The following is a 24,530-nucleotide window of genomic DNA, read 5'->3' on the forward strand; positions in this document are numbered from 1 at the left end:
AAAAGACAAGGAAACCCCCATGACCACCATCACCCCTGCCGAAGCACTGTCGCGGTGTATTGAGCATCGTGAAATCTTCCACGACGAGATGCTGCACCTGATGCGCATGCTGATGCGCGGTGAAATGTCGCCGACCATCGCCAGCGCACTGCTCATGGGCCTGCGTGTCAAAAAGGAAACCGTCGGCGAAATCACCGCGGCCGCTCAGGTCATGCGCGAATTTGCCTTGCCGGTAAACATACCCAATACACAAGATCTGCTGGACATGTGCGGCACCGGTGGCGATGGCTCCAACACCTTCAACATTTCCACAGCCGCCATGTTCGTGGCGGCTTCGCAAGGCGTGAAAATTGCCAAGCACGGCGGCCGTAGCGCGTCGTCTTCTTCCGGCAGCGCCGACGTGCTTGAAGAGCTGGGCGTCAACGTCATGCTCAGCCCCGAGCAGGTGGCAGAAAGCCTGGAACGCACCGGCGTCGGCTTCATGTTCGCCCCCGCCCATCACAGTGCCATGAAAAACGTGGGCGCCTTGCGCAAAGAACTGGCCGTACGGACAATTTTCAACATTCTGGGGCCCTTGACCAACCCGGCCGGAGCCGCCAATCAACTGATGGGTGTCTTCCATCCCGACCTGGTCGGCATACAGGTTCGCGTCCTCGAGCGCCTGGGCTCCAACCACGTGCTCATCGTACACGGCAAAGACGGCATGGACGAAGCCTCACTGGGCGCTGCCACACTGGTTGGCGAACTGAAAGACGGCAAAATAAGCGAATACGAAATTCACCCTGAAGACTACGGAATGACCATGGTATCGAACCGGTCCATCAAGGTCAGCAACCGGTCTGAATCGGCAGCCATGGTGCTTGATGCCCTGAATAATGTCGACGGGCCGGCTCGTGATATCGTTGGCCTGAACGCAGGGCTGGCCATCTACGCCGGCAATAAGGCCGACTCCATCGAGCAAGGCCTGAAGATGGCCTTCGAATCACTCGCCAGTGGCGCTGCTCGCGCCAAACTGGATGAATTCTGCACGTACACACGGACGTTTAAACAATGAACGATATTCTTGCCAATATCCTGGAGACCAAGAAGGTCGAAGTCGCTACCGCACGTCAGATGCGCAGCGAATCGGATGTCTTGCGTGAAGCAAAAAGCCGCAAGGATCTGCGCGGCTTCGCACGCGCCATTGAAGAAAAGATCGCACAGGGCAAGCCCGGCGTTATCGCCGAGGTCAAGAAAGCATCGCCCTCCAAAGGTGTCATACGCGAGAACTTCAATGCGGTAGACATTGCGACCTCTTATGCTGCGCACGGGGCCGCTTGTCTTTCGGTGCTGACCGACGTCAAGTTCTTCCAGGGATCTTATGACTACCTGCGCCAGGCACGGGCAGCCTGCACGCTGCCGGTGTTGCGCAAGGATTTCATCATCGACCCCTATCAAATCGTGCATGCGCGCGCTTTGGGGGCAGACTGCATCTTGCTGATCGTGGCGGCACTCAGCCCGCAACAACTGCGCGAGTTCGAAAGCGTGGCCCGTGAACTGGGCATGGACGTGCTGGTCGAGGTCCATGACCGCAACGAACTCGATATTGCCCTGCAGCTTGAAACCACGCTGCTTGGCATCAATAACCGCAATCTGCGCACTTTTAAAACCTCGCTCCAGACTACCCTGGACCTCCTGCCCGAGATACCGGCGGGCAAGCGCGTAATCACCGAGAGCGGCATCCTGACCACGGCAGATGTCGCCCTGATGCGCGAGCACGAAGTTCATGCCTTTCTGGTCGGCGAAGCCTTCATGAAGGCTCCTGAGCCCGGCGTCGCGCTGCAAGAGCTGTTCTTCAACCATTAAGGCCACCTATGTTCGAGCTTGCCGAATCCGACCCTGAGCTGTCCAAAGAAGAAGCAGGTCCGCTTGAGGACGAGCTGCGCACCGCCTTGCTCAAGGCACAGTACGCAAGGCTCCAGCAAAAGAATTGCGCCCTGCTCATCGTCATTGCAGGCATTGATGGGGCCGGCAAAGGCGCCACCGTGTGCATGCTGAACGAATGGATGGATGCCCGCCATATACACACGCTGGCATTCGACCCGCCTTCAGCATCCGAACAAGGTCGGCCCTGGCTTTGGCGCTACTGGAAGAACCTGCCGGCCAAAGGGAAGACCGGTATTGTGTTTGGTTCATGGTACCGGCCGTTGCTGCAAGAGGCGGCTCGTAAAAAACCCAGGCAGAAACGCTTGCTGGCGCTGTCGCGTGCCGTACGCGAATTCGAAAGTACGCTGGCGCAAAACGGGGTTCAGGTCGTCAAGCTTTGGTATCACCTGTCACGGCAGGCACAAAGCGACCGTACTGAAAAGCTGCTGTCCGATCCTGATACTGCCTGGCAGGTGCGCCCTGAAGACCTTAAAGTAAAGAAAAAATTCCCGCGCCTGCGCGATGCCGGCGCACTGGCCATATCGCTGACACACGAAGCGCATGCACCCTGGGCAGTCATTCCGGCCGCCGACACGCAAATGCGTGAGATCAGCACCGGACAGGTCATACTGGCCGCCCTGCGCAAACGACGCATCGCACCCAGACAGCCGATCAGCCAGGCTGACACGGCCACGCTTGAATCGCCGGCACCTTCCCTCGACAATCTCGACTACAGCGCCAGGCTCGGCGAAGACGAGTACGACAAACTTCTGCCCGAATGGCAAGGACGCCTGGCCCGCCTGGTGCGCCACAAGAAATTTGCCCAGACACCGGTGGTGCTGGTATTCGAAGGCCAGGACGCAGCCGGCAAAGGCGGAACCATACGGCGCATTACTCATGCACTGGATCCACGCCAGTTTCGCGCCATCCCCATTTCTGCCCCATCGACCGAAGAACTTACCCGCCCGTATCTTTGGCGCTTCTGGCGCGACTTGCCGGCTCCCGGGCACATTTCGATTTTTGATCGCTCCTGGTACGGACGGGTGCTTGTCGAAAGGGTAGAAAAATACGCAACCGAAACTGAATGGCAGCGCGCTTACGAGGAAATCAATCAGTTTGAATCACAATTGCTGGCCAGTGGCACCGTGGTTCTGAAGTTCTGGCTGGCCATCAGCAAGGAAGAGCAGCTTGAGCGTTTCCGTGCACGCGAGGATTCGCCCTTCAAGTCGTTCAAAATCACGCCCGAAGACTGGCGCAACCGCAAGCAATGGGATGCCTACACAAAGGCGACCAACGATATGTTCAAGTACACCAGCACACAAGCTTGCCCATGGCACGTAGTATCTGCCAACGACAAGCCCCATGCACGCGTGGCGGTACTCCAGCAGGTCGTCAAGGCGCTCGAAAACGCCCTGGACCTGGATTAGAACCTGTTAACACGACTCATCATGACACGACCCGACCACGCCTGCCCTTTATGCCACGAACCTGGCGGCCGCATCATATGGCAAAACGGGCAATTGCGTGTCATTGCCGCAAACGAACCCGCGCACCCGGGCTTTACCCGCGTCATCTGGCAGGAACATGTCGCCGAGATGACTGATTTGCCGCTAGAGGCGCGCAACGTATTAATGGAAGCCGTCTGGCTGGTGGAACAAGCTCAGCGCAAGGTGCTTCAGCCCAGCAAAGTCAATCTGGCCCAGTTCGGCAATATGGTGCCTCATGTGCACTGGCACATAATTCCGCGCTGGACGAACGATAGCCATTACCCCGAAGCCATCTGGGCTGCCGCGCCGGCCCGCACTCCTGAACAGGCCGCCGCCTGGGTCGAACAGCAGGCCGAAATCCATGCAAAGCTGCCGCAATACCGGGCTGAGTTACATGATATGTTGCTGCGCAGCAACATAGGGTTTACCCCCAAGCCATAATGTAGTTATAATTCTCGCACTGCATTTTTACGCGTCGACATTTTCATACAGCACACGCTGTCGCTAGCAGTTGACTGATTCGTCAGCACCCATGTCGAACGCCATCGCTCCCTGACCTCCGAGCCTCTCGCTGCGTATCCAAAACGCTGCACCTTAGGTTGATTCGGTCGGCACGATGCTCCAATCAACCAGCGCTCCGGGCTCACTTCCATCGCCCCTCGCTATGTGCATGCCGTTCATCCGGCAAAGGATACACATGTCTTTCGATACTTTAGGTCTCGCCCCTTCCCTGTTGTCTGCCGTTCTGAAAGCCGGCTTTACCGAGCCCACCTCAGTCCAGGCTGCCGCCATCCCCAAGGCACTGGCAGGTCACGACCTGATGGTTTCATCACAAACCGGCAGCGGTAAAACCGCAGCCTTCATGCTGCCCGCCCTGAACCGCATCTCTCACATGCCCCCCAACAAGGGCTCGGGTGTGCAAGTGCTGGTTCTTACACCTACCCGCGAACTGGCCATGCAGGTTGCCGACGCCACCAAGCAATATGGCGCACACCTGCGGGATCTGCGCACGGCCGTGGTCGTTGGAGGCATGCCGTATGGCGCGCAACTGAAAGCCTTGTCGCGTCGCGTCGACGTATTGGTTGCCACTCCCGGCCGCCTGATCGACCACCTGCAAGCCAAGCGTGTCAACCTTTCCACCGTTCACACACTGGTGCTGGACGAGGCCGACCGCATGCTGGACATGGGCTTCATTGAAGACATTGAAACCATCGTCAGCCGTACGCCGGAAGATCGCCAGACCTTGCTGTTTTCGGCCACGCTGGACGGCACGATTGCCCGTCTGGCCGCCAAGATGATGCGCGATCCTCAGCAGATCGAGATCTCCGGCCACAAGCAGAAACACAGCAACATTACACAAAGCCTGCTGTACGCAGACGACAATGGCCACAAGATGCGCCTGCTGGACCACCTGCTGCGCGACAGCAACCTGGATCAGGCCATAGTCTTTACTTCGACCAAGCGTGGCGCCGACGATCTGGCCGATCGCCTGGCCGACCAGGGCTTTGCCGCAGCGGCACTGCATGGTGACATGAACCAGCGCCAGCGCACCCGTACCCTGGGCATGCTGCAAAAAGGCAAGCTGCGCATCCTGGTTGCCACCGACGTCGCCGCACGCGGCATTGACGTTCAGGGCATCAGCCACGCCTTCAACTACGACTTGCCCATGCAAGCCGAAGACTACGTCCACCGTATTGGCCGTACCGGCCGCGCCGGACGCAGCGGGCTGGCTTACACGCTGGCCACGCACTCCGAACGTCATAAAGTACGTCGTATCGAACACTTCATCGGTCAGCCCATACCCGCCGAAGTCATCGAAGGCCTGGAGCCCAAGAAAACGGCGCGCCCCACCTACACCGACCGCAAGGGTAGCGGTGGCAAGAAATTCGGTTCGCGTGGCGGTTTTGGCGGCAAGCCAGGTTTCGGCGGTGGCAAACCCAGCTACGGTCGTAAGCCCGAGGGCGATCGCGCACCCTACGGCGATAAACCAGCCTTTGGCGGCAAGCCGCGCTTTGCCGACAAACCCGCGTATGAAGGCCGTCCGGCACGCAGCGAGCGCGCATTTGGCGACAAGCCTGCATTCGGGGATCGTTCTCCGCGCAGCGAACGCGCAGGCCAGGGCGACCGTCCGGCCTATGCTGGCCGCCCCGCACGCGACGATCGCCCTGCGTTCGGTGACCGCCCTGCCCGCGCAGCACGCCCCGAGTTTGCACATAAGGGGCCCAAGCCAGCCGGTCGCCCTGCGGCCCGCCCCGGTTTTTCCAGCGGCAAGCCCACTTCGACCCGTGGTAAAAGTGCAGCCCGTCGCAGCGAATTTGCCTGACCGATAAACGGTAACTGGTTCAGCCCACACGGGCTGGCCAGTCCAGCACTCGTTACAATAGCGGCATGAAACAGCTACTGCACAAGCCGCTATTTTTTGCGTTCCTGTTGTCGATACCCTTGTGGATAGTCTTCAACAATTACATCGTTGCCATCACCGTCTCGTTGCTGGTGGCCTTTCTGGCGTCCATGTGCTACAGCCTGTACCAGATGAACCGGAAGAAAAAGCCTTGAAGCGCGCCGAATCAATCCCTGCGGGCCTGCCCGCGCCCGACGCCGGGGCACGAGCCCATCAGCAAGCTGTAGAACATTACCTGAGCCGGCAAATTCAGGACAGCGAATCAGGGTTCCTGCCGTTCGAGCAATGGATGGATATGGCGCTGTACGCTCCCGGCCTGGGCTACTATGCGGCCGGCAGCACAAAATTCGGCGCCACCTTGCCCACAGGCGACTTCACCACGGCACCCGAGCTCACGCCCTTGTTCGCCCAGACACTCGCCCGGCAGGTCAGGCAGATTTTGCTGGCCAGCGATTCATGCACGGTACTGGAGTTTGGCGCAGGATCGGGCGCCATGGCTGCCGCCATGATTCCCGCCTTGCGCGAATTGGGGCTTGATCCTGTTTATCAGATCCTGGAAGTGTCGGGCGACCTGCAACAACGCCAGCGCCAGCAACTTGCATCATTTGGCGATGCCGTGCAATGGCTGACGGCCTTACCCCACGAATTCTCGGGTTGCATACTGGCCAATGAAGTGCTTGACGCCATGCCTGTAACACTGTTCAGCTGGGATCAGCAAGGGCAGCTGCAGGAGCTTGGCGTACGCATGGCACCCGCAACGGCTGACGATACCAGCAGCCCTTTCGAACTCGCACAGCGCACGGCCACAAGCCAATTGCAAGAAATCCTGGCCAGGCGCATGCCGCCCCTGCCAGGCTACCAATCTGAAATCAATCTGCGAGCCGAAGCCTGGGTCAGGGAAATGAGTACATGGCTCAAGCAAGGCGCCGCCCTGCTGATTGACTATGGCTTTCCCCAGCACGAGTACTATCATCCGCAAAGGGCTGAAGGCACACTCATGTGCCACTACCGCCATCACGCACATGCACAGCCGCTGCTGTATGCCGGCCTGCAGGACATTACCGCTCATGTTGACTTTACCGCCATGGCCGACGCAGCGCTCGAAGGTGGATTGGACGTTCTGGGCTATACATCACAGGCGCGCTTTCTGATGAATGCCGGTTTGCCTGAATTGCTGGCCCACCCAGCCCCGATCGGCACCTCGCCGGCTACACAGACTCAAACCTTGTCGGCAGTGCAAAAGCTGTTGTCGGAAGCAGAAATGGGCGAGCTCTTCAAGGTGCTGGCCATAGGTCGCGGCATGGATCAGCCACTGCTGGGCTTTATTCGCGGTGATCGTCGCGACCGACTGTAAGCATGCTGTCACGCAAGTACGCCACCAGCGGCGATCGTGTATCGCGTCGTGCCAACAGCAATAAAGACAGGCAGTTACGCGCCGCAGGATCTGACAGTTCGATGAAACGAACATGATCCGATGCATATGAGCGTGTCACGCCCGGCACCAATGCTACGCCCAGGCCGCTGGCGACGAGGCTGACAAGCGTCTGCACCTGTATTGCCTCTTGCTTGATACGAGGCGTGAATCCCGCTGCGAGACATAGCGTCAAGGCAACGCTATGCAGCCCCGGAACGATCGTGGATGCATAAATGACAAAGTCTTCGCTACGGCATTGCTCCAGGCTGATCGCCCGCTGCGAAGCAAATCGATGCCGGGAGGGAACCGCCAGGACCAGATCGTCGCGCTGGATCACCCATGACTCCAGCGCGGGATCGTCTGCTATGGGCCCCCGCACCAGGCCTGCGTCGAGCTGATGACTGCGTATCATGGACATCAGGCCAAGCGAGCTGTCTTCCCTTAATTCAAGCTTGACATTGGGATAGCGACTGCGGAACGCATTAAGCGACAGCGGCAGCAAGGCATAGGTGGCAGAACCAACAAAACCCAGTCGCAGACTACCCCACTCTCCGAGGGCAACCAAACGTGCCGTACGGCACGACTGGTCAGCATAGAACAAGGCGGCCCGGGCGTCTTCAAGCATTGCTTCGCCAGCCGGCGTCAGGGTAACGCCGCGTGCGCCGCGATCAAGCAGCTGAACGCCAACCTCTTGTTCGAGCTTCTGAATGGATACCGACAGCGCAGGCTGTGCGATAAAAAGCGCTTCGGCCGCACGTCGAAAGGTGCCGAACTCGGCAATTGCAATTAATTGCTGAAACTGACGCAGGCTGACAGCCATAATAATTAAATATCAATCAATACTTAAACAATATTAGACCATTATAGCTGGCTTCGTTACGCTCTAGCGATCATGAGTCTATTGTCTTACACCAACACAGCCCTGGGCGGCATCCGCGTCCTTGACCTGACCTCTGTCGTTTTTGGTCCGTATGCTTCGCAAATACTGGCTGATTACGGCGCCGACGTCGTCAAGATCGAGTCGCCGGCCGGTGACTCCACCCGCAACACCGGTCCGGCAATCGAAACCGGCCTTTCAGCAATTTTCCTGGGCATCAACCGGAACAAGCGTAGCGTCGTCCTTGACCTGAAACAGGAGTCAGCCCGGAATGCCTTGCTGACGCTGGTTGATCAGGCTGACGTCTTCATGCACAGCATACGCCCACAAAAAATGGCCCGGCTGGGACTGGATCCCGAGACCCTGTGCGCCCGCAATCCCCGGCTGATCTACGCAGGCCTGCACGGCTTCGGCAATGGCGGCGCCTACGAAGGACATCCGGCCTACGACGATACGATCCAGGGGTTGAGCGGTGTGGCCGACATCGTGAGGCGCCAGACCGGAACGCCCCGCTACCTGCCCACCATCGCAGCCGACAAAACATGTGGACTCATCGCTGCGCATGCCATCCTGGCGGCGCTGTTTCAGCGCGAACGCAGCGGACAGGGCCAATTCGTAGAGATACCCATGTTTGAGTCCATGACTTCTTACATGCTGGTCGAACACCTTTACGGCAAGCACCTGCCTGCTACAGGGGAAGCAGCGGGCTACCCGCGCATACTGACGCCGTGGCGCAAACCGTATCAGACCGCAGACGGCTATATCTGCATCATGCCGTACACCGATACTCACTGGAAGCGTTTTTTTGAAGGCAATGGCCAGGCGGCGCTGGCCGCTGATCCTCGATTTACGAGCATTTCAGCACGCACCCGCCACATTGACCAGCTTTACGAAATCGCCGGCACCACCATGCTGCAGCGTTCCACCCAGGAATGGCTGGACTTCTGCGCCCAAAACGAGATCCCGGCAACCCGCGTCAATTCGCTGGAAGACCTGGACCAGGACGAGCATCTGCGCAGCGTGAATTTCTTTGTCGAGATGCAGGACGATCATGACAATACCTATCGCTTTACGCGCAACCCCGTCGTTATGGAAAAGTCTCGTGTGCCGCCCACCATGCCTCCCAGGCTGGGCGAGCATACTCAAGAAATACTTCTGCAATCAGGGCTGTCGCAGGCCCGAATCGACCAGATGCTGCAGACTGGCGCGGCAGGACGCGCCCAGGCAACGCAGGCGGCACACGCAATATCAATAAAGGAGGAGCAATGAGCCACACACTCCCTACACTTGGCCGGGGTTACTACTGGCAGGAACTGAAGGCGGGACAACGTTTCCAGACCTTCAGACGCACCATTACCGAAACCGATCTGGTCAACTTCATCAGCACCACCGGCATGCTCGAGACCATTTTTATCGATACGACCTATGAAGGCGCCATCAAGGGCCGGCCGGTGCCGGGCGCGCTCACCTACGGACTCATCGAAGGACTGCTCATGCAAGGCATGATCCAGGGCACCGGCCTGGCCTTGCTGGAAGTCCACAAGAAAATGCTCGCGCCCGTCATGGTTGGAGACACCGTCCGGGCCGAGGTAGAGGTAACGCTTGTTCGCCCGACATCCACGGGAAATCGCGCCATTGTGGAGTCGCGCATCGACGTTAAAAATCAGCGCAACGAAGACGTCATTACTTATACCGCCACCCGCATGCTGGCGGGCAAACCAGAATAAATCGTCAAATAACACACCCAAGGAGATCTCATGCACAACATTCGACGCAAGCTATGCGCCGCTCTGGCAACGTTGCCATTGGCGCTCGCATTCAACACGCAAGCCCAGGCACAGACAGATACATGGCCGGAACGCCCCATCACCATGATCGTTCCTTTCCCGCCCGGAGGCCCCACTGACCTGATCGCCCGCGTGATTGCCAAGCAATTGTCGGAACAGGTCGGGCAACCCGTGGTGGTCGATAATCGTGGCGGTGCAAACGGCACCATAGGAATGACAGCGGCGGCCAACGCCAAAGCAGACGGCTACACCATTCTTTACAACACATCGTCGATCTCGCTCAGCCCCAACCTGTTCAAGGAACTTGCATTCGATCCCGTGAAGGATTTTGACGCCGTCACATCGACTGCCGTGATACCGATGGTATTGCTGGCACACCCGTCCGTTCCAGCCAACACTGTTCAGGAATTCATCGAGTACGCCAAGAAAAACCCCGGCAAGCTTTCCTATGGCAGTGCTGGCGCAGGGAACATCACCCACCTGACCGCCTTCCTGTTCAATCAGTCGACCGGTATTGATGCGGTGCATATTCCTTACCGGGGCAGCGCGCCGGCCATGACGGATCTGGTCGGTGGCCAGACCGCTTTCATGACCAATACGATGAACGACTCTCTGCCGTACATACGTGCAAACCGCCTTAAGGCACTGGCCATCACCAGCAAACAACGCAGCCCGGAGCTTCCCGATGTACCCACCGTGGCAGAAAGCGTGATTCCGGAGTTCGACATGGGTGCCTGGCAAGGCATAGTCGTGCCGGCAGGAACACCCCCGGCCATCATAGAACGGCTCAATACGGAAATTCTGACCGCACTGAAAACGCCGAGCATACTTGAGCAATTGGCCAAACAAGGCGCGCAGCCTCTGGGGTCGAGCTCACAAGACTACGCGGCCTACATCCAAAATGAAATCAAGCGTCTGGGTGACGTAATCAGGGCAGCCGGCGTCAAACTGAACTAAGCTGTCAGCTTGCAGACCGGGCGGGGCTCATCTGACGCCTCGCCCCCTTTTTTCAGCCCTGTCATTTGACGCCGCTCAACGCGGCCAGGCGCGCTTCGTAAAGCGCGGCCTTGATGCGTTCCGGGCGTCCTTGCTCAGCCCGGGCTATGGCGCCGGCATCAATTGCACGCACGGCCTGGACGCGCCTTTCCCAGGCCCCTGCGTCGATCTCTTTCACACACCCGGCCGCACCGACCAACGCCAGAAACCGGTCAGGCTTGCGCAAGGCATCGCATCGTTCGATAAGCGCCAGCCATGCGGCCGGTTCTGCCGCACTGATGCCATCCAATATGACGGGAAGCAGGCGTGCGTAATCCTGGCATTCGCCGGGAGCCTTCACATGACGTGCAACGCCTTGTGGATCATCCGACAACCTGCACACCAGTGCAAACCGGGCCGCCAGACTCAAACCCGACTTGGCGGCGCAGACCAATTCCGCCGATGCAATCGCTTCATTGAAACGCAGGCCTGGCAGCACCCTGGCCAGCGCTCCGGTATCGTCCAACACCTGAAACATCCGGCTGGCCTGCGGCACCATCAGTCCTTTTGCCACCTCGCGCCAGACGCGTTCGGGCACCAATGCATCGACCTCGCCATCGGAAACCAGCTGCCTGGCCAGCGTCAGCGTTTCAGGTGCAATTGAAAACTCATGGAAACGCGCGGCAAACCGGGCCAGTCGCAACAGCCGGACAGGATCTTCGACAAACGCCTGGCCCACGTGCCGCAAGATGCGATGCTGCAGGTCGTCTTGCCCGCCCAACGGATCGACCAGACGGCCATCCGGTGCTTGCGCAATGGCGTTGACTGTCAGGTCGCGCCGCTGCAGGTCCTCTTCCAGCGTAACATCGATACCGGTATAAAAAGTAAAACCCTTATAGCCACGCCCCGACTTGCGCTCGGTGCGAGCCAGCGCATATTCTTCTTTGGTTTTCGGGTGCAGGAATACCGGAAAGTCTCCGCCCACAGGAATAAAGCCCCTGGCGGACATCTGTTCCGGTGCAGCGCCCACCACCACCCAGTCCCGGTCGCCCGCCGGCAGGTCAAGCAGGGCATCGCGCACGGCGCCACCTACGATATAGACATCAAGCCCTTCTATGGCCGGATCGTGATCCTGGGCGGCCAGGTCAGGCGCGCGACATGTGCCGCCACTCACGCTCATGGCAGGGCAACACGCTTATTGGGCGACGGTGAAACCGTACCCAGTCGCTGCTTGAGCGATTGCGGCTTGCCGGTAAACATCATGGCGTAATACGTTGTATTGGACATGACGTTCTTCACATAAAGGCGGGTTTCAGTGAACGGGATGGTTTCGGCGAAAATAGCACCTTCCACAGGCGCCTGGAATTTGGAGCGCCACAGCACCGGACGACGCGGTCCCGCGTTATAACCTGCCGTTGCCAAGACTTCGGATCCGTTCAGATCATTAAGCACCATGTTCAGATAATTGGTGCCCAGAATGGTATTGGTGTCGAAATCATTGACTGAAGACTGCTTGAAATCGGTCATGCCGATTTTCTTGGCGACCCAACGGGCCGTAGCCGGCATGAGCTGCATGAGACCCGAAGCGCCCACACGTGAGCGCGCATCGGTGATGAAGCGTGATTCCTGCCGGATCAAACCATAGACCCAGGCCGGATCAAGATTTATTTCCCGTGCTTTTTCAGTAACGCGCCCTTCGAAGGGCGCGACAAACCGCTGAGAAAAGTCGATTTCGCTTTCTGTTTGCAGCGAAGTATTCACCACGCGGTCATAGATATGCTCGTGACGTGCCAGCTCGGCAGCCGCCAGCAGCTGGCGATCAGTCATGCCACGCAAGGTGTAGTTCCATTCGGGCACGGCCTCAGGACGCCAGCCAAGGTCGAACAGGGCGATGGCACGCTGCAGGCCGGGATTCTCGAGGGCCTCTTTGAGTTCCGCTACCGTAAGGGGGACAGGTGCCGGCGGTATTGACGGCGTGAGGCCCAGCTCTTCGCTGGCTAATTGACCGTAAAAATCGAGCTCGCTGGCAATCGATCGATAGTGCTCGGTGGCAGCCTGTTTATTGCCCAGCGCCGCCAGGGCACGCCCCTGCCAGTACACCCATACAGGTTCTGAAGCCTGCCGCTTGCTCATGCGCTGTATGGCTTTATCGACGCGATTCCAGTCTATGCGCGGCTGGCGCAATTCGGACCGCACCTGCCATGCATGGTTGTAGTCAGTAAGGGGAATATTGCCTGACTTACGGTACCAGTCAACGGCATTCAGCTCGACATTAAGTGCTGCAACCAGGCCGAACTGGCTCCAGACCCATTCCATATCCTTTTTGGGCAATACCTTGGCCCACTGGCTTTGAACGTATGCGGCATTGGATTCCCTTTGGTCGCCGTATGCCAGCCGCGTCAGGGCAATGGCCGTCAATTCTGTTTCAGCACGAGTTCGCGGAGCCTTGCGACCGGACAGCCATTTCTTGGGGTTGTTCATAAGCGCAGCGTACTGCCTCATTTCAGACCCATCGAACATAATGGCGGCCAACCGTTGCGCATTACCCTTTTTGCTGGTTTCCAGCGTAGCGCGCAGCTCCTGTTGCAGGTCTTTCCAGCTTACGACCTGGCTGCTGGCAAGCTGATCCAGCATGCTCCAGCACATGGAATTGGGCTGAAAAGTATCCATGACCTGCTCGGCCTTGACCTTCTCGCCCAGCATGTGCAGAGACAACAACCTTGAGCATCGCTCGAGCGAATTACTGTTTACGACAGGCCCCAGCTGGGCTGCCAGACGATAGTTGCCGGCACGCGCCGCTGCGATAATCCAGTCGCCCCGAAGGCGATCGCTTAAGTAGCCTTCCGGATGCGCCTGCATGAAACGCCTCATTTCATCATCCGGCACAGGCAGGGTAGGATCCTGCAACTTGCGGCGCAAAGACCAGTATTCGGCGTAAGTACCAAGCACCGGGTCAGTCTTGGCCAACGGAATCAGCGCTTCAAGCTCGGCCCACTGCTTATTCTGCATGGCATCGCGCGCACTGATGACCGCTTCACGCGCGTTGGGCGGTGTGATCAGCCTGGCAACATCTGACACACTGCGATCGGTCGACAAGCTTGCAAGCAGCGTCGCTGCGCTCATGTCCAGACCTGCGGCAGTGGCTGCCTGCCTGCTTTCTGCAGCAGAAGCTCGCGCCCCGGCCTTGTTGATGTTATCGGCCGGGGCACTGCTGCGCTCGGCCCCGGCACAGCCTGCCAGACCCAGCGCCAGTGCAAGGGCCAGGCTCAAGCGAGCGCTTCCAGACAGCTGCGGGCTTTTCTGATACCGTTGTCGTTTAAATAACATCCTGACTTGATCCCATATAACGTCGCAATGAATAACAGCACACCGAACAATGCAGCATCGCTACGCACGCAGTTAAAGGCCTTGAGGGCTGCGCAGAACCCTGTTGACCGCAACCGAGGCGCGCTGCTGATTCGTGGCCGCTTGTTCACGTGGCTGGCTACCACGCGCACTGCCTTGCGTGAGGCCGGAAAACCCGTGCCGCAACATATTGCAGCGTTCTGGCCGATTGGTGATGAGCCGCCACTGCAACCGTTGCTGGAGCAGTGGGTGGAAGAAGAAGGATACCAAGTATCCCTGCCTGCCGTCACTACTCCAAACGCTCCGTTGCAATTCAGATTCTGGACACCAGGGGCAGCCATGCAGGAAGGCGCCTACGGCATACAGGAACCGGTCGGACCGGCCGCCCCGCCACCCGATATCATTCTGGTACCCACGCTGGGCTATACGCGCCAGGGTGACAGGGTGGGCTATGGCCAGGGCTATTACGATCGCACGCTGGCCGACCTGAAGGCCCAGGGACACCGCTTCACGGCCATAGGCATTGCCTGGGCCACCGGCGACCTGGCGGTTGCCGGCATAGCACATACGCCCGCCGAGCACGATTTCCGACTGGACTCGATTCTGACCGACAAGGGGTGGGCAGTACCAGCGCCTGTGTTGACGTGATCGACTCCTAATAGAATGCGGCACTCCAGACACCGTCACGCCAACTACTATATGGCCAAGGTGGTGTATTGGGCATCGCGCAGGCGCCTCGCGCGCGCCGTTTCCGGCTGCATAATCCAGGATGCAAGTGTGCGGCTGTTCGAGCAACAAGGGTGTGGGCAGCCCAGTGGGCTGCCCACGTTGCGAGTTCCGCACGCGCCTGGATTGTGTGGCCGGAAACGGAAAGCCCCTGGCATAGCCAGGGGCCGCAGCGCGTGAAGCCGCAGCGGTGTTCAATACACCACCTTGGCCAGTCATAGCAGTAACAGTGACAATGCCTGTTACTGTAGCAATGGCATTAATACCAGCGCACCATCACCCTTCCAGACTCAGCCGCTTCCAGATCGCCAAAGTCACTTCCGCATTATTCAGCGTATAAAAATGCAGGCCAGGCGCCCCGTTATCCAGCAAGTCTTGCGACATACGTGAAATCACATCGATGCCGAACGCCTTGATCGACGCCTTGTCGTCGCCATAGTCTGCCAGACGCAGCCTGATCCAGCGCGGGATCTCTGCCCCGCACATATTCGAGAACCGTGCCAGCTGCGTATAGTTGGTGATCGGCATGATGCCTGGCACCACAGGTATATCCACACCCCTGGCCTGGACCCGGTCTACAAAATCATAATAGGCATCGGCATTGAAAAAATACTGCGTAATTGCACTATTTGCTCCTGCCTGCACCTTGCCCAAAAAATGATCCAGATCAGCCTGGGCGCTGATGGCTTGCGGATGCATCTCGGGATAAGCGGCCACTTCAATATGAAACCAGTCACCGCTATGCTCACGAATGAATGAGACCAGCTCGCTGGCATAGTGCAGTTCGCCGCCATCGCCGCCCATGCCGGATGGCAGATCGCCACGCAACGCCACAATCCGCTTGATACCCTGCTCGCGATATACATCCAGGATATCGGCCAGCTCGGACCGGCTGGCGCCTATGCACGACAAATGGGGTGCTGCATCGCAACCCAGCTTCTGCATCAGTTTCACCGTATCGGCGGTTCCGGCACGGGTAGACCCGCCGGCACCAAAAGTTACGCTGACATACGCCGGGCGCAAGGCCAGCAGTTGCTTGGCCGAGCGCACCAGTTTTTCCTGTGCTGCAATATCGCGGGGTGGAAAAAACTCGAGACTGATTGCTTGCTTGTTGCTCATGAAGTCAATAACCTGGACAGAAGACCCGAGACAATGCTGTAAACCAGTGCGCCCAAGACTGCCCACCAGAAACCATTGACCTGAAAGCCTTTGAGCACCGAGCCGGCAAACCAGAACACCAGCGCATTAAGCACCAGCAGGAACAGGCCCAGCGTGATGATGGTAATAGGCAAGGTCAGCAATATGAGCACTGGCTTGACCAGGGTATTCAACAGACCCAGCACCAATGCGGCGATCAGAGCCGAGCCAAAGGAAGCCACTGTGATGCCGGGCAGGATATAGGCCACGATCAGCAAGGCGACTGCGTTCAGGATCCAGACAAGTAAGAGTTCCATGATTTACGCTCCGGTAATGAGCACTGCTCATTGTTGCCGTGACCCGGGCAGGCCACGGTGGACTACGATAAATGCTTAGTAACGATAGTGGTCGGGCTTGTAAGGTCCGGCCACCGGCACATTGATATAGTCGGCTTGCTCTTGACGCAGCTCGGTCAGTTTCACGCCCAGTTTTTTCAGATGCAGGCGCGCAACCTTTTCGTCAAGGTGCTTGGGCAATACATAGACCTTGCCTTTTTCGTAGGCTTCACCACGCGTGTACAGCTCGATCTGCGCGATGGTCTGGTTAGTAAAGGATGCCGACATCACAAACGAAGGATGGCCAGTGGCGCAACCCAGGTTGACCAGACGACCCTTGGCCAGCAGGATGATGCGCTTGCCATCAGGGAAAATGATGTGATCGACCTGAGGCTTGATTTCTTCCCACTCAAGGTCTTCGACCGAGGCAACGTCGATTTCGTTGTCGAAGTGGCCGATATTGCAGACTATGGCCTGATCCTTCATGCTGTTCATGTGGTCGCGAGTGATCACATGATAGTTGCCGGTAGCCGTCACGAAGATGTCGGCCTTGTCGGCAGCCTCGTCCAGGGTAACGACCTTATAGCCTTCCATAGACGCCTGCAGCGCGCAGATAGGATCAACTTCAGTCACCCACACCTGGGCACGCAGCGCTGCCAAAGCCTGGGCGCAGCCCTTGCCTACATCGCCAAAACCGCACACAACCGCAATCTTGCCTGCCACCATGACATCGGTGGCACGCTTGATGCCGTCGACCAGCGACTCCCGGCAACCATACAGGTTGTCGAACTTGGACTTGGTGACCGAGTCGTTGACGTTGATGGCGGGAAACGCCAGCTCGCCCTTGCGGGACATTTGATACAGGCGATGCACACCGGTGGTGGTTTCTTCGGTTACGCCACGCACTTGTGCCAGGCGTGTGGAATACCAGGACGGATCCTGGGCCAGCTTGGCCTTGATCGACGCGAACAGGATGCGTTCTTCCTCGCTGCCTGGCTTATCAAGCACAGAGATGTCTTGCTCTGCCTTGGCACCCAGATGCAAGAGCGTGGTGGCGTCGCCGCCATCATCCAGAATCATGTTGGCGTACTGACCGTTGGGCCAGTCAAAAATCTGATGGGTGTACTGCCAGTAGTCTTCCAGCGTTTCGCCCTTAATGGCAAATACAGGCGTACCACCTGCGGCAATGGCAGCGGCAGCGTGATCCTGAGTGGAAAAAATATTGCACGAAGCCCAGCGTACTTCCGCACCCAGTGCCTTCAGGGTCTCGATCAGGACCCCGGTCTGTATGGTCATGTGCAGGCTGCCGGCAATGCGTGCCCCCTTCAGCGGCTGTGCGGCAGCAAATTCTTCTCGCGTGGCCATCAGGCCCGGCATCTCGGTTTCAGCGATCGCAAGTTCGCGACGCCCCCACTCTGCCAAGGCGATATCGGCAATTTTGTAATCGGTAAAAGTGGTGTCTGCGACAGTATTCATGGGTGATCATCCAATAAACCTGTGCCAGACTAAGCGCCGAATACAGCATGAGCTCATCTTCGCCTGGCAAGGGGAACGATGAGCGCAGTTGTAACGAAAAGGGCAACCTGAGCCTAGCGGGTGGTGGCTTCGGCAAGGCCGGCCCCAACGCCGTTGCAGCGCTCCTCAGGAAGCCCTGATTGTAGCGTACTTAATTTGAGGAATGCGCAGCGCGCAGGAAAAACGAACGCCTACCCCTTGCGTCGGGGATAGCCTTGTTCAGTAATGCGCTGCCAGACCTCGCGCTTTTCGGTGTCGTCAAGAAAGACCCAGTTGGCAACTTCCATCGCCGTACGCCCGCAACCACGGCAGATGTCGTCATACAGCGTCGAGCACACCGCCACGCAAGGCGAGTCGGTGGGGCTCAGGCTGCTGGCGTCATCACGCCGGATTTCGGAAGTGTCCATAGAGGTTCTGGCTTATGCCGCTTGCTTCAGGGCTTGTACCTTGTCCAGCGCTTCCCAACTGAACTCGGGCTCGGCACGGCCGAAGTGTCCGTAGGCCGCCGATTTGGCGTAAATCGGACGCAACAGGTCGAGCATATTGATAATGCCTTTCGGGCGTAAATCAAAGTTTTCCCGTACCAGCCGGGCAATCTGCTCGTCGGGGATCACGCCTGTACCTTCGGTATAGACGGTGATGTTTATGGGCTCTGCCACGCCGATGGCATAGCTGACCTGAACCTGGCACTGGCGCGCAAGACCGGCTGCCACGATATTCTTGGCCACATAGCGCGCCGCATAGGCTGCCGAACGGTCGACCTTGGAAGGATCCTTGCCCGAGAATGCGCCACCACCGTGCGGGCATGCGCCACCGTAGGTATCAACAATGATCTTGCGGCCAGTCAGCCCGCAATCGCCCTGCGGCCCCCCAATGACGAACACGCCGGTGGGGTTGATCATGAACTTGGTTTTGGGCGTCAGCAGTCCATCGGGAAAGCTGGGCTTGATGATGTTTTCAATGACGGCTTCCCTGATGTCGCCTTGCGAGATCTCGGGTGCATGCTGAGTGGACAGCACCACGGTGTCGACCTCGGCGGGCTTGCCGTTGATATAGCGGAAAGTAACTTGCGATTTGGCATCGGGGCGCAGCCAGGGCAGGCGGCCATCTTTGCGCAATTCGCTTTGGCGCTGCACCAGACGATGCGCATACCAGATGGGTGCGGGCATGAGGTCGGGCGTTTCGTCGCAAGCGTAACCAAACATCAAGCCCTGGTCGCCGGCGCCCTGGTTCAGTATTTCCTCGGCGCTGCGGTCAACACCCTGTGCGATATCGGGAGACTGCTTGTCGTAGGCGACCAGCACGGCACAACCTTTGTAGTCGATACCGTAGTCGGTATTGTCGTAGCCTATGCGCTTGATGGTGTCGCGTGCCACCTGAATATAATCGACATTGGCAGTGGTGGTGATTTCACCGGCCAGCACAACCAGGCCTGTATTGCACAGCGTTTCAGCTGCAACGCGGGCATTGGGATCCTGAGTAAGGATGGCGTCGAGGATGGAGTCGGAAATTTGGTCGGCGACTTTGTCGGGATGACCTTCGGAAACGGATTCGGAAGTAAAAAGGAAATCGTTATTTGCCACAGCGATGCGTCCTTGGTAGCGCCGGTGCCCCGGCAAGAGATTGAACGAAACGCGTTGCACCTTGGACCGTTGCTATGCTTTGGTATCTGGGCGCGACGCTTTAGCGGATTTTTTGCGCAATGCCCAAGGCATCGTGCTATCGCCCCGCAAGTTGTCGGTTAACTCAGCGATAAACCCTATTTTAAGCGAAAATAGATTCGTACTCACGTTTCCACTTTTTACACAAGGGTTATTGCTCCAGCTATGCTTCTGGCTCTGTTTCGTTTTCTGGCCTGGCTTCCCCTGCCTGCTTTGCATGGTTTGGGCCGCCTGGCGGGAGTCATCGTCTACCTGCTTCCCGGCAGCTACCGCAGAAGGCTGCAGGCCAATGCACGGCAGGCAGGTTACCCCGATGCACGATTCGCCCGCAAGGCTGCAGCCGAAACCGGTGCCATGATCATGGAAACCCCAAAGGTCTGGCTGCGCATCCGACAGTGCCTGGAAAAAACTCACAGCGATGACGACGACGTCGTGCGTGCCGCCCTGGCAGAAGGCCGGGGTATTTTATATTTGACGCCTCATCTGGGCTGTTTCGAGATCACCGCGCGCTACCTGCTGCAACACGGGCCGATTACAGTCATGTACCGGCCACCACGCCAGGCCTTTCTTGAGCCCGTGATGGAACAGGCGCGCAACATGTCCGGCCTGAAGGCCGTACCCGCTACCATGCAGGGCGTGCGCGAGTTCGTACGCGCACTCAAGCGCAACGAGGCTGTCGGCATGCTGCCGGACCAGGTACCAGGCAGCGGCGAAGGGGTCTGGGCACCGTTTTTCGGCAAGCAGGCGCTGACCATGACACTGGCGGGCCGACTGGCGCGCCAGACCGGCGTGGCAGTGATACTGACGGCCGGAGAGCGCCTGCCCGCCGGCAAGGGCTGGCGCATACATTATGTGCGCCTGCCCGAACCGTTGCCAGAAGATCCAAATGACCTGGCCACCGCCATTAACGGCGCCATGGAACAACTGATACGGCGTTTCCCGAAACAGTATCTATGGAGCTACAACCGCTACAAAATCCCGAAAGACGCACCACCGCGTCCTCTCGATCCTTAGTCAATGACCTTGAACAAGCTGCCTTTACTTCGCTCGGTATTTTCATATTTTGGCCGCTGCTCGCCCGCCACGCGCCGTCGATGGGCCCACGTGCTGGGATGGCTGACACGCAAGCTGCTGCGCTCAAGGGTGCACATCGTACGTACCAATCTTGCCTTGTGCTTCCCGAAACACTCCGAACAAGAACGCGAGGCATGGCTGCGCCAGCATTTCCATTTGCTGGCCCTGTCGGTGGTCGACCGCGGCCTGTGCTGGTTCGGTCCCAAAGACGCTATTCTCGATGCCACGCCGATCACAGGGCTGGAACACCTGGATGCGCTGCTCAAGGCACGCAGAAAGATCATCTTGCTCGCACCTCACTTTATCGGGCTGGACGCCGCGGCAACACGACTCACCCTCTTCCTTAGCGAATCGGCAACCATGTACACACCGCAGAGCGACTCGGATGTCGATACGCTGGTGCGCGAAGGAAGGGGTCGCTTCAATACCGTGCACCTGGTCAGCCGTCACGCCGGCGTGCGAGGACTGATACGGCACTTGCGCAACGGCATACCGGTGTACTACCTGCCTGATATGGATTTCCGCGAAACAGGCTCGGTATTCGTGCCCTTCTTCGGCGTACCGGCGGCCACATTGCTGGCCACCGCACAGATCGCAAAAGCCTGGGATGCCGCAGTGGTCCCCATCGTGAGCCGGCTGGACACCGCGACAGGTCGGTATGCCATAGAGGTTCTGCCGCCATTGGCGGATTTTCCGGGCGAGCAGTCGGCCGAAGACGCAACAGCGCGCCTGAACAAACTGATTGAACAGTGGATACGTGTTGATCCGCCCCAGTATTATTGGGTACACAGGCGATTCAAGACACGCCCCGAAGGCGAGCCCCGAATTTACTGACCGCCGCTACACGCCGCCTGCGTAGTCCGCCTGGCGCCAGGCCTCAAAAACGGTAACCGCCACAGCATTCGACAGATTCAGGCTGCGCTGTTGCGGCAGCATGGGCAAACGCAAACGCTGCGTTTCAGGAAAGCAGGCCAGCTGCTCTGGTGACAGCCCTGCGGTTTCCCGCCCGAAAACAAATACATCGTCGGGAGTAAAAGAAAACGCTCCGATCAGGCGACTGCCTTTGGTCGTCAGTGCGAAGCGCCGGGCCGGGTCGCCGCCAATGGCATCAAATGCCACATTCAGATCGTCATGAACCTGGATGTCCGCCCACTCGTGGTAATCGAGCCCCGCTCGTTTCAGGCGCTTGTCGTCCAGCTCGAAACCCAGAGGCCGTACCAGATGCAGGCGTGCACCCGTATTGGCAGCCAGACGAATGACGTTACCGGTATTGGGCGGAATTTCGGGCGAGACCAGGACGATGTGTACCATGAGAACATTAAAAGTGGCGCTTCGGACAACGCGCCGAAGTAGAGCCAGTGATTTTACAGGGTATGGTCCTGGTCAGCCGGGTCTGCCGCGTTCAGCACGCTGTGGCCTGCGGCATGATAGGGAGTACGGGCAAGCACAAGACCCCATACCGTTGCAGCGCCTGCTGCCTTGCATGCCTGAGCGATGCCATGCAAAGTGCTGCCGGTAGTCAGCACATCATCGACCACTGCAATGTGGGCGCCGTCGATGCGTTCCGGGCAGGCATACAACGAACGGATACTATCCATACGGGCTGTACGCCCGAGCTGCGCCTGCTTGACGCCTTCGCGCATCCTGAGCACCAGGCCGGGCCGGCAAGGTCTTTGCAGCTGTCTTGCCAGGCGATGGCAGACCTCGGCAGCAGGATTGAAGCCACGTCGCCGCAAGGCCGCACGGCTGGCCGGCACAGGCACCAGTACCATTCGATCCGGCACCACAGGGCACGACGACCTGAGTGCATCAGCCAGCAGACCGGCCAGCATGCCTGCGGTGGTGAATTGCCGCTGCATTTTCAGGCGATGGATCAGCAAATCGCCTGGCGCCGCGTAATCGAAGGCGGCAATTACCCGGTCAAAGGCCGGAGTACGCCCGGTGCAATCGGGACAGCAGCCATGAAGATCGAGTTCCAGCTGGCACACCCCGCAACGTGGTCTGCCACTGGTCATGCTGCGCGTCACTTCGTGATAGCAATAGGCACACAGTCTTCCGCCACACGCTGTGTCCTGACACAGGCCGCAGACAGTGGGCACGCGCGCCAGCAAACGGGCAGCAAATTCGCGCATGACATGCAGATAGGCCATAATAGGGGCTACTGAAAGGCAGAAAACTGCCTGTATCTAAGCATTTTTCGGTTACCGAAACCAGACGTACCTGCACCTTAATGTCACAGCCTCCATCATTGCGCATCAACCCGGCTAATGTCAGTCGGCAATTTGCACGCCGCAGCCCGCTCGATAGCGCCCAGTTCCTTTATGGCGAGATCGCGCAACGCATGCTGCAACGATTGAGCTATATACGCATTTCCCCAAAAACCGTGGTTGACGCGGGCTGCGGTGCAGGGCACGCGCTGGAACCCTTGCGTGCACGCTACCCCAGCCTCGACTACACCGGCCTGGACAGCTGCGCCGAACTGCTCGAAGTCGCGCGCGAACGCTATGTTGCCAAGCCGGGGTTCTGGCAAAAACTGCGCAACAAGCCCACACCGCCCTTGCGCTTTGTCCAGGCCGATATGGCCGGCTCCGGACTCGAGCCCGAGTCCCAGGATCTGGTCTGGTCCAATATGGCACTGCACTGGCATGCCGAACCACACGACGTGCTGAGCGAATGGCGTCGTATTCTCAAGCCCGGCGCCCTGGTCATGTTCTCCTGCCTGGGGCCAGGCTCGATGGCCGAACTGCGCAATGCCATCAGCCAGGCAGGCCTGAATACGGTTACCCCTGAATTCGTCGACATGCACGATTTTGGCGACCTGCTGATCGAACGCGGCTTTGCCGATCCGGTCATGGATCAGGAAGTGCTGACACTGACCTACCGCAGTCCGCAAAAGCTGCTCGATGATATGCGCATACTAGGAGGCAACCCCAGTCTGGATCGCAAGCCAGGACTGAGCGGTCGGGGATGGTATCAAAGATTGCTGGACGCCCTGGAGTCGCAGCGCAGCGACGACGGCACGATACATCTTAGCCTGGAAGTGGCTTATGGCCATGCATGGCGCTCGGCGGCCCACCGGGCGATTACCGGAGAAACAAGGATTTCTGCAGGTTCTATCGGGCGCTCGAAAGACCCGAACAACACACGCCCCACTGTCAGGCCGCGCAAGGTCGATGACCCCTGAACGGTAACGTTCAGGAATTGCTGGTATTTCTTTTACGTGAGGAATCTATGCCCAGCTGTTTGAGCTTGCGATACAAATGGGTGCGTTCCAGACCGGTTTTTTCGGATACACGCGTCATGCTGTGGCTCTCGCGGCCCAGGTGGTATTCGAAATAGATACGCTCGAACTCGTCGCGAGCGTCGCGCAAGGGCTGATCCAGCGTAATGTTGCCCAACAATGAATTATTGGCATCTGCCACAGGCTCGGGGGCGCCTGGCATAGGCGTGGTTGTGAGCGGCTGCGCCTGGTCGGGACGCTGATCTGCCTGGCGCGCGGTTGTTGCCGTGGCCGAGGTGATGACAGGCCGGGCAAGCCCTGCGGCGATGGTCTTGAGCAGCTTCTGTAGCGTGATGGGCTTCTCGAGGAAGTCGACCGCCCCAATGCGCGTGGCCTCGACCGCCGTATCGACCGTTGCATGCCCGCTCATCATGATGACAGGCATATCGAGCAAACCTTGTGAACCCCACTCTTTGAGCAGACTGACTCCATCGGTGTCTGGCATCCAGATGTCAAGCAGCACCAAATCAGGCCGTGCACGCAATCGCGCGGCCCTTGCTTGAGCGGCATTCTCTGCAAGCTCTACGCTGTGCCCCTCGTCGTAAAGAATTTCAGACAAGAGTTCACGAATGCCAATTTCGTCATCAACCACCAGGATTCTGGCCATAAAG

Annotated in this window: 25 protein-coding genes and 1 riboswitch; of the genes, 14 read left to right on the forward strand and 11 right to left on the reverse strand. The window is 58.5% G+C overall.

Going from position 1 to position 24,530, the window contains the following annotated elements:
- The first annotated feature begins 19 nt into the window (after positions 1-19).
- The 7 genes from trpD (at position 20) to LKR43_RS05295 (ending at position 7,147) form a co-directional block, all read left to right on the forward strand.
- Positions 20-1,054: an anthranilate phosphoribosyltransferase gene (gene trpD, locus LKR43_RS05265; RefSeq protein WP_227682898.1), complete on the forward strand. Its 1,035-nt coding sequence runs from the start codon at positions 20-22 to the stop codon at positions 1,052-1,054.
- The gene (trpC, locus tag LKR43_RS05270; protein ID WP_227682899.1) at positions 1,051-1,845 is read left to right on the forward strand and encodes an indole-3-glycerol phosphate synthase TrpC; all 795 of its coding nucleotides are present in this window, start codon (positions 1,051-1,053) and stop codon (positions 1,843-1,845) included. The genes trpD and trpC overlap by 4 nt, the downstream gene beginning before the upstream one ends.
- 8 nt (positions 1,846-1,853) lie before the next feature.
- Positions 1,854-3,332 carry a polyphosphate:AMP phosphotransferase gene (pap, locus tag LKR43_RS05275; protein WP_227682900.1) on the forward strand — a complete coding sequence of 493 codons (1,479 nt, stop codon included), beginning with the start codon at positions 1,854-1,856 and terminating at the stop codon, positions 3,330-3,332.
- Positions 3,333-3,353: 21 nt separating this feature from the next.
- Complete coding sequence (locus LKR43_RS05280; RefSeq protein WP_227682901.1) at positions 3,354-3,833, forward strand: HIT family protein; 480 nt, start codon at positions 3,354-3,356, stop codon at positions 3,831-3,833.
- A 256-nt stretch (positions 3,834-4,089) separates the two neighbouring features.
- Positions 4,090-5,715: a DEAD/DEAH box helicase gene (locus tag LKR43_RS05285; protein ID WP_227682902.1), complete on the forward strand. Its 1,626-nt coding sequence runs from the start codon at positions 4,090-4,092 to the stop codon at positions 5,713-5,715.
- Positions 5,716-5,780: 65 nt separating this feature from the next.
- Entirely contained in the window at positions 5,781-5,948 is a 168-nt protein-coding gene (locus LKR43_RS05290; protein ID WP_227682903.1) for a hypothetical protein, read from the forward strand.
- Entirely contained in the window at positions 5,945-7,147 is a 1,203-nt protein-coding gene (locus LKR43_RS05295) for a class I SAM-dependent methyltransferase (protein ID WP_305080620.1), read from the forward strand. Before LKR43_RS05290 ends, LKR43_RS05295 begins: the two co-directional genes overlap by 4 nt.
- On the opposite strand, the gene LKR43_RS05300 is transcribed toward LKR43_RS05295, so the two are convergent.
- The gene (locus LKR43_RS05300) at positions 7,116-8,027 is read right to left on the reverse strand and encodes a LysR family transcriptional regulator (protein ID WP_227682904.1); all 912 of its coding nucleotides are present in this window, start codon (positions 8,025-8,027) and stop codon (positions 7,116-7,118) included. The two genes, LKR43_RS05295 and LKR43_RS05300, sit on opposite strands and share 32 nt — an antisense overlap.
- Positions 8,028-8,099: 72 nt before the next feature.
- On the opposite strand from LKR43_RS05300, the gene LKR43_RS05305 reads away from it, so the two are divergent.
- The 3 genes from LKR43_RS05305 to LKR43_RS05315 are packed head-to-tail and all read left to right on the forward strand — an operon-like array spanning position 8,100 to position 10,828.
- Positions 8,100-9,353: a CaiB/BaiF CoA-transferase family protein gene (locus tag LKR43_RS05305; RefSeq protein WP_227682905.1), complete on the forward strand. Its 1,254-nt coding sequence runs from the start codon at positions 8,100-8,102 to the stop codon at positions 9,351-9,353.
- Positions 9,350-9,811, forward strand: coding sequence for a MaoC family dehydratase (locus LKR43_RS05310; RefSeq protein WP_227682907.1), 462 nt, complete (start codon positions 9,350-9,352; stop codon positions 9,809-9,811). The genes LKR43_RS05305 and LKR43_RS05310 overlap by 4 nt, the downstream gene beginning before the upstream one ends.
- A gap of 30 nt (positions 9,812-9,841) precedes the next feature.
- Entirely contained in the window at positions 9,842-10,828 is a 987-nt protein-coding gene (locus tag LKR43_RS05315) for a tripartite tricarboxylate transporter substrate binding protein (RefSeq protein ID WP_227682908.1), read from the forward strand.
- 61 nt (positions 10,829-10,889) lie between these two features.
- On the opposite strand, the gene LKR43_RS05320 is transcribed toward LKR43_RS05315, so the two are convergent.
- Together LKR43_RS05320 and LKR43_RS05325 are read right to left on the reverse strand one after the other, a co-directional pair.
- Entirely contained in the window at positions 10,890-12,026 is a 1,137-nt protein-coding gene (locus LKR43_RS05320) for a tRNA CCA-pyrophosphorylase (protein WP_227682909.1), read from the reverse strand.
- Positions 12,023-14,173, reverse strand: a complete 2,151-nt coding sequence (locus LKR43_RS05325) for a transglycosylase SLT domain-containing protein (protein WP_227682910.1) — start codon at positions 14,171-14,173, stop codon at positions 12,023-12,025. Before LKR43_RS05325 ends, LKR43_RS05320 begins: the two co-directional genes overlap by 4 nt.
- A 27-nt stretch (positions 14,174-14,200) precedes the next feature.
- Between LKR43_RS05325 and LKR43_RS05330 the strand changes: the two genes are divergently transcribed.
- Positions 14,201-14,839 carry a 5-formyltetrahydrofolate cyclo-ligase gene (locus tag LKR43_RS05330; protein ID WP_227682911.1) on the forward strand — a complete coding sequence of 213 codons (639 nt, stop codon included), beginning with the start codon at positions 14,201-14,203 and terminating at the stop codon, positions 14,837-14,839.
- A 354-nt stretch (positions 14,840-15,193) separates the two neighbouring features.
- Here the strand turns inward: LKR43_RS05330 and metF are convergent, their stop codons facing one another.
- From metF to metK, 5 genes are all read right to left on the reverse strand, one after another.
- Complete coding sequence (gene metF / locus LKR43_RS05335) at positions 15,194-16,036, reverse strand: methylenetetrahydrofolate reductase [NAD(P)H] (RefSeq protein ID WP_227682912.1); 843 nt, start codon at positions 16,034-16,036, stop codon at positions 15,194-15,196.
- Positions 16,033-16,371, reverse strand: coding sequence for a phage holin family protein (locus LKR43_RS05340; protein ID WP_227682913.1), 339 nt, complete (start codon positions 16,369-16,371; stop codon positions 16,033-16,035). Before LKR43_RS05340 ends, metF begins: the two co-directional genes overlap by 4 nt.
- Positions 16,372-16,446: 75 nt before the next feature.
- A complete protein-coding gene (ahcY, locus tag LKR43_RS05345; protein WP_227682914.1) occupies positions 16,447-17,865 on the reverse strand; it encodes an adenosylhomocysteinase in 1,419 nt (472 codons plus the stop codon).
- Between the two features lie 73 nt (positions 17,866-17,938).
- Positions 17,939-18,038, reverse strand: a riboswitch (S-adenosyl-L-homocysteine riboswitch).
- A gap of 57 nt (positions 18,039-18,095) precedes the next feature.
- Positions 18,096-18,311, reverse strand: coding sequence for a DUF1289 domain-containing protein (locus tag LKR43_RS05350; RefSeq protein WP_227682915.1), 216 nt, complete (start codon positions 18,309-18,311; stop codon positions 18,096-18,098).
- A 12-nt stretch (positions 18,312-18,323) separates the two neighbouring features.
- Positions 18,324-19,487, reverse strand: coding sequence for a methionine adenosyltransferase (gene metK, locus LKR43_RS05355; protein WP_227682916.1), 1,164 nt, complete (start codon positions 19,485-19,487; stop codon positions 18,324-18,326).
- Positions 19,488-19,730: 243 nt separating this feature from the next.
- Here metK and LKR43_RS05360 point away from each other — a divergent pair, with 243 nt between their 5' ends.
- Positions 19,731-20,579 carry a lysophospholipid acyltransferase family protein gene (locus tag LKR43_RS05360; protein WP_227682917.1) on the forward strand — a complete coding sequence of 283 codons (849 nt, stop codon included), beginning with the start codon at positions 19,731-19,733 and terminating at the stop codon, positions 20,577-20,579.
- A gap of 3 nt (positions 20,580-20,582) precedes the next feature.
- Positions 20,583-21,473 carry a lysophospholipid acyltransferase family protein gene (locus LKR43_RS05365; RefSeq protein ID WP_227682918.1) on the forward strand — a complete coding sequence of 297 codons (891 nt, stop codon included), beginning with the start codon at positions 20,583-20,585 and terminating at the stop codon, positions 21,471-21,473.
- Between the two features lie 6 nt (positions 21,474-21,479).
- On the opposite strand, the gene LKR43_RS05370 is transcribed toward LKR43_RS05365, so the two are convergent.
- Positions 21,480-21,950 (reverse strand): tRNA (cytidine(34)-2'-O)-methyltransferase, encoded by a 471-nt coding sequence (locus LKR43_RS05370; protein ID WP_227682919.1) that lies wholly within the window; start codon positions 21,948-21,950, stop codon positions 21,480-21,482.
- Between the two features lie 53 nt (positions 21,951-22,003).
- Entirely contained in the window at positions 22,004-22,789 is a 786-nt protein-coding gene (locus LKR43_RS05375; RefSeq protein WP_227682921.1) for a ComF family protein, read from the reverse strand.
- 80 nt (positions 22,790-22,869) lie between these two features.
- Between LKR43_RS05375 and LKR43_RS05380 the strand changes: the two genes are divergently transcribed.
- On the forward strand, positions 22,870-23,823 hold the full coding sequence (locus LKR43_RS05380) for a methyltransferase domain-containing protein (RefSeq protein WP_227682922.1): 954 nt from the start codon (positions 22,870-22,872) through the stop codon (positions 23,821-23,823).
- 10 nt (positions 23,824-23,833) lie between these two features.
- Here the strand turns inward: LKR43_RS05380 and LKR43_RS05385 are convergent, their stop codons facing one another.
- Entirely contained in the window at positions 23,834-24,526 is a 693-nt protein-coding gene (locus LKR43_RS05385; protein ID WP_227682924.1) for a response regulator, read from the reverse strand.
- Positions 24,527-24,530 lie beyond the last annotated feature (4 nt).

Origin of the sequence: Pusillimonas sp. MFBS29 (assembly GCF_020687695.1) — a bacterium.
Classification (GTDB): domain Bacteria; phylum Pseudomonadota; class Gammaproteobacteria; order Burkholderiales; family Burkholderiaceae_B; genus Pusillimonas_C.

What these genes read in the sequence shown, in the direction of transcription:
- trpD (WP_227682898.1), top strand. Translation starts at nt 20, where the DNA reads ATGACCACCATCACCCCTGCCGAAGCACTGTCGCGGTGTATTGAGCAT.
- trpC (WP_227682899.1), top strand. Translation starts at nt 1,051, where the DNA reads ATGAACGATATTCTTGCCAATATCCTGGAGACCAAGAAGGTCGAAGTC.
- pap (WP_227682900.1), top strand. Translation starts at nt 1,854, where the DNA reads ATGTTCGAGCTTGCCGAATCCGACCCTGAGCTGTCCAAAGAAGAAGCA.
- LKR43_RS05280 (WP_227682901.1), top strand. Translation starts at nt 3,354, where the DNA reads ATGACACGACCCGACCACGCCTGCCCTTTATGCCACGAACCTGGCGGC.
- LKR43_RS05285 (WP_227682902.1), top strand. Translation starts at nt 4,090, where the DNA reads ATGTCTTTCGATACTTTAGGTCTCGCCCCTTCCCTGTTGTCTGCCGTT.
- LKR43_RS05290 (WP_227682903.1), top strand. Translation starts at nt 5,781, where the DNA reads ATGAAACAGCTACTGCACAAGCCGCTATTTTTTGCGTTCCTGTTGTCG.
- LKR43_RS05300 (WP_227682904.1), bottom strand. Translation starts at nt 8,027, where the DNA reads ATGGCTGTCAGCCTGCGTCAGTTTCAGCAATTAATTGCAATTGCCGAG.
- LKR43_RS05305 (WP_227682905.1), top strand. Translation starts at nt 8,100, where the DNA reads ATGAGTCTATTGTCTTACACCAACACAGCCCTGGGCGGCATCCGCGTC.
- LKR43_RS05310 (WP_227682907.1), top strand. Translation starts at nt 9,350, where the DNA reads ATGAGCCACACACTCCCTACACTTGGCCGGGGTTACTACTGGCAGGAA.
- LKR43_RS05315 (WP_227682908.1), top strand. Translation starts at nt 9,842, where the DNA reads ATGCACAACATTCGACGCAAGCTATGCGCCGCTCTGGCAACGTTGCCA.
- LKR43_RS05320 (WP_227682909.1), bottom strand. Translation starts at nt 12,026, where the DNA reads ATGAGCGTGAGTGGCGGCACATGTCGCGCGCCTGACCTGGCCGCCCAG.
- LKR43_RS05325 (WP_227682910.1), bottom strand. Translation starts at nt 14,173, where the DNA reads ATGTTATTTAAACGACAACGGTATCAGAAAAGCCCGCAGCTGTCTGGA.
- LKR43_RS05330 (WP_227682911.1), top strand. Translation starts at nt 14,201, where the DNA reads ATGAATAACAGCACACCGAACAATGCAGCATCGCTACGCACGCAGTTA.
- metF (WP_227682912.1), bottom strand. Translation starts at nt 16,036, where the DNA reads ATGAGCAACAAGCAAGCAATCAGTCTCGAGTTTTTTCCACCCCGCGAT.
- LKR43_RS05340 (WP_227682913.1), bottom strand. Translation starts at nt 16,371, where the DNA reads ATGGAACTCTTACTTGTCTGGATCCTGAACGCAGTCGCCTTGCTGATC.
- ahcY (WP_227682914.1), bottom strand. Translation starts at nt 17,865, where the DNA reads ATGAATACTGTCGCAGACACCACTTTTACCGATTACAAAATTGCCGAT.
- LKR43_RS05350 (WP_227682915.1), bottom strand. Translation starts at nt 18,311, where the DNA reads ATGGACACTTCCGAAATCCGGCGTGATGACGCCAGCAGCCTGAGCCCC.
- LKR43_RS05360 (WP_227682917.1), top strand. Translation starts at nt 19,731, where the DNA reads ATGCTTCTGGCTCTGTTTCGTTTTCTGGCCTGGCTTCCCCTGCCTGCT.
- LKR43_RS05365 (WP_227682918.1), top strand. Translation starts at nt 20,583, where the DNA reads ATGACCTTGAACAAGCTGCCTTTACTTCGCTCGGTATTTTCATATTTT.
- LKR43_RS05370 (WP_227682919.1), bottom strand. Translation starts at nt 21,950, where the DNA reads ATGGTACACATCGTCCTGGTCTCGCCCGAAATTCCGCCCAATACCGGT.
- LKR43_RS05375 (WP_227682921.1), bottom strand. Translation starts at nt 22,789, where the DNA reads ATGGCCTATCTGCATGTCATGCGCGAATTTGCTGCCCGTTTGCTGGCG.
- LKR43_RS05380 (WP_227682922.1), top strand. Translation starts at nt 22,870, where the DNA reads ATGTCACAGCCTCCATCATTGCGCATCAACCCGGCTAATGTCAGTCGG.
- LKR43_RS05385 (WP_227682924.1), bottom strand. Translation starts at nt 24,526, where the DNA reads ATGGCCAGAATCCTGGTGGTTGATGACGAAATTGGCATTCGTGAACTC.